Origin of the sequence: Dactylosporangium sucinum, from assembly GCF_014647515.1 — a bacterium.
Taxonomy (GTDB): Bacteria; Actinomycetota; Actinomycetes; order Mycobacteriales; family Micromonosporaceae; genus Dactylosporangium; species Dactylosporangium sucinum.
This window is the reverse complement of sequence record NZ_BMPI01000197.1, coordinates 1-995: the sequence shown is the minus strand read 5'-3', so window position 1 is coordinate 995 and position 995 is coordinate 1. Positions and strand designations below refer to the sequence as shown.

General features: G+C 66.7%; 1 protein-coding gene. It reads left to right on the top strand.

The genetic code is table 11. The annotated features are described in order from the left end of the window. A partial coding sequence (locus IEZ31_RS55790) for a PQQ-dependent sugar dehydrogenase (RefSeq protein WP_190258296.1) occupies window positions 1–995 on the top strand: 995 nt, incomplete at both ends.

Here is a 995-nt window from a genome sequence, read left to right as displayed (position 1 = left end):
GCTGACTACGGCCCGGACCGCGGCCTGCCGACCACCAACCGCGGGCCCGAGGGCCTGGTCGAGCTCAACGTCATCAAATCCGCCGGCAACTACGGCTGGCCGTTCTGCCACGGCGACAACCAGCCCTACGCGCCGTTCAACCCCGACACCGGCGTGGTCGGCGCGAAGTTCAACTGCGCCGCACCGGTCAACAACTCACCGAACAACACCGGCCTGACCAGCCTCAAACCGGTCGTCGCGCCGAACCTGTGGTACGGCTACGGCGCCTCACCCTCCTTCCCCGAGCTCGGCAGCGGCGGCGCGGCCCCGATGGGCGGCCCCGTCTACCGCTACAACGCCGCGAACCCGTCCACGACAAAGTTCCCGCCCTACTACGACGGCGTCCACTTCTTCTACGAATGGTCCCGCAACTACGTCAAAGAAGTCCACTTCGACGGCAGCACCGCCGTCACCCGCACCAACCCGTTCCTACCCGCCGGCAACTTCAACAAACCGATGGACATGGAGTTCGGCCCCGACGGCTCGCTCTACCTCCTCGAATGGGGCTCCAACTTCGGCGGCGGCAACAACGACTCCGGCCTCTACCGCATCGACTACGTCCAAGGCGGACGGTCACCGATCGCCAAAGCCACCGCCACCCCCACCAACGGCAACGCGCCACTCAACGTGCAGTTCAGCAGCGCCGGCTCGATGGACCCGGACCCCGGCAACACGATCAGCTACCAGTGGACGTTCGGCGACGGCCAGACCTCGACCGCGGCGAACCCCTCGCACACGTACACCACGAACGGCAACTACACCGCCCAGCTGAAGGTCACCGACAACACCGGCAAGACCGGCTTCGCCAACGTCCAGATCACCGTCGGCAACACCGCGCCCGTCGTCACGGTCAGCACCCCGGTCAACGGCGGCATGCTCAACTTCGGCGACAAGGTCGCCTACACCGTGACCGTCACCGACCCGGGCGGCGCGGCGATCGACTGCTCGAAGGTCTA